The organism is Acinetobacter sp. YH16052 (genome assembly GCF_013417155.1).
Lineage (GTDB): Bacteria > Pseudomonadota > Gammaproteobacteria > Pseudomonadales > Moraxellaceae > Acinetobacter.
Map to the genome: position 1 here is coordinate 1 of NZ_VPEO01000090.1, position 2,675 is coordinate 2,675.

Here is a 2,675-nt window from a genome sequence, read left to right on the forward strand (position 1 = left end):
TGTACCTACCGTTTAAAATCGAAAGGGAGCTTGTAATCAGAGAAAAGGCGAGGGCGAAATTTTGATGATGCTCAATCGCTCGTAGACACTCGCTCGGTTCTTATTATCTAGGTTTTAATTATTTAATTGAGCTAATCAAAGTTGTGAAACATTGATTAAATAGTAGGCGTGGAACGTGACAAATCATTAAAAAAGCCCGAACAGTGATGTTCGGGCTATCAACTAGAAACTACAGCGTTGAATTATAAGGATAATTATAAGAAACGTTTGCATAAAAATTCCCCTATTTGCCTCATTCTATACAAAAAAGTAGCCGGGAATTAAACCGCGATGCTGAAATTGCTCAAAAATGTCATAAAAAATGCCCCGAAAGGCGTTGTGATGCTTTAAAACACATAAGGGCGAATAAAAATTAAGAAGAAAATCCCGAGCATCAAAAACCATTTTAAGAAGTAGTACACGCGACTATTTTTAGCTTTTAAGGCCTTCGCTTTTAAACGCACTTGATAGACATAGCCAAAGACTTTGTTTAAGCCACCTGTCTGATCGCCTGCTTCATTCGGAGAACTTGCTGCGGTCATCACATTCTTGCCAAACCAGTGATTAAACTTTTGCATCCAGCGAGATTTTAACGGACGCTCAACATCGGCAAAGAAAATAATACGGTTTTGAGAAGTACCATTTTCAGCATAGTGAATATAGGTTTCATCAAACACCACACTTTCACCATCACGCCATGAATAACGCTCACCATCGACATCAATAAAACAACGGTCATCATTGGGTGTCATCAACCCCAAGTGGTAACGCAATGAACCTGCATAGGGGTCACGATGGCGCACTAAACGACTGTCGGGCGCTAGTTCAGTAAACATCGCCGCCTTAATGCTAGGTAAAGTTTTTAATAATGCTGTGGTTTTTGGGCATAATTCTGCTGCTGATGGATGCGCGGAGTCATACCATTTTAAATAAAAACGCTTCCAGCCTGTTTTAAAGAATGAATTAAACCCCAAATCATCGTAGCTACTTGAAGCTTTAATACCGCCCTGTTGATATAAAGCTTTGGCTTCATCACGAATCATTTCCCAGTTGTCATCTAAAACTTTTAAATCTTGAAAATGCTGAGTGTCGATATAAGGTTGATTCGGCACTTTAGAAAATAAGTACATTAAATAGTTAATCGGTGCAAGAATGGTCGAATGGTCAAAAAACTGACGATAAAAACTATGACGCACCTTGCCGCGCTGTTGAATATACAACGCTGAAGCGATAAAAATCGCCAAAATAATCCACTTCAACATAGAACTAACCAAATACTGAAAACAGCAAAAATTCAAAAATGTCACATATTCTACTCCATTTCAGCGCATGACATCATCGCAGAAAATAGAACACAGCATTGCCAGTCGCTCTGTATACCCACCCAACCTCACGCTATAAAACGTCACCATCCAAACCAAGCATTGACTTATCTGCCCTAAACAAACCACCAAAAGCTCTACTTTTTAAGCTTTTCTCAGTCCTAAAATATTCCAACCGGATAAAAAAAAATATAAAACAATCACTTTCAGAAACCTTTGCACGAATAAACACACAAAAGTTCATTAAATTGGTATAATACAATAAAATCAATCACCTAGCAAAAAACACGACTATGGCATGGAAACAAACAGGGCAACTCTCCCTAGCAGACAGTCTCATTAACGCTCACAAAGCCATCGAAGAATTAGATGAACTACACAACCTAATTGACTGGCAAACTATCGAGCAAACCTTACGCCACGTTCATAGCAGTGAGCGTGGGGAATCTGCCTTTCACCCTGTCATCATGTTTAAAGTATTACTCTTACAAAAACTCTATAACCTATCGGATCCAGCCATGGAAAAACAACTGGCACGAGACTTACTATTTCGTCGCTTTGTTGGCCTATCATTAACGGATGATGTACCCGACCATAGCACCATTTGGCGATACCACAAACACCTAGGTGAGCTTAGACTGATTGAACCATTGTTCAACCAAATCAATGAGCAACTAGCCCAACAAAACATTTTTATCAAAGCGGGCAGTGTCAGCATCATCGATGCCAGTATCGTTGAAGCTAAAAACAAACGACCTAAGAAAGGCAAACACACCGACAATACCCAAGATAACGAAGCCGCCTATGTCAGTAAAAAAGACAGTACAGGTAAAGTAAAAACCACCTACGGCTTTAAAATTCATCTCAACTGTGATGAAGACAGCTTTGTCAAAAAGGTTGAAACTACCCCTGCCAATGTCCATGATTCCCAATGTTTTACCACGCTGTTAACAGATGATGAATCAGCCGTGTATGCTGACAGTGCGTATAAAAGCCAAGCCCATGATGACTACCTTGCCGAGCATGAACCACCGATAAAAAATCATATTCATGATAGAGCATGGCGCAATACACCCTTAACCGAACAGCAAAAACGCAATAATACCCAAAAGAGCCAAACTAGAAACACCGTTGAGCGGGTCTTTGGACATTTTAAACTGCATTATGGGATGAGCAAAGCTCGTCATTTAGGGTTAATGCAATTTCATACCAGCACTTTGCTTGCAAGCATGGTGCATAATTTAAAAACTGCCCTAAGCTTGAAACGAAAATACGGACTCGCCTAGGGTTATTGTGTCTGTTGGTTAGTAAGCT

The 2,675-nt window shown here is 39.9% G+C and carries 2 protein-coding genes; one reads left to right on the forward strand and one right to left on the reverse strand.

Annotation, left to right across the window (positions count from 1 at the left end; translation table 11 throughout):
- Window positions 1-386: 386 nt before the first annotated feature.
- Window positions 387-1,301, reverse strand: a complete 915-nt coding sequence (lpxO, locus tag FTV42_RS16155; RefSeq protein WP_179997574.1) for a lipid A hydroxylase LpxO — start codon at window positions 1,299-1,301, stop codon at window positions 387-389.
- 353 nt (window positions 1,302-1,654) lie between these two features.
- Between lpxO and FTV42_RS16160 the strand changes: the two genes are divergently transcribed.
- Window positions 1,655-2,647 (forward strand): IS5-like element ISAba23 family transposase, encoded by a 993-nt coding sequence (locus tag FTV42_RS16160; RefSeq protein WP_005028482.1) that lies wholly within the window; start codon window positions 1,655-1,657, stop codon window positions 2,645-2,647.
- The last annotated feature ends 28 nt before the right edge of the window (window positions 2,648-2,675 follow it).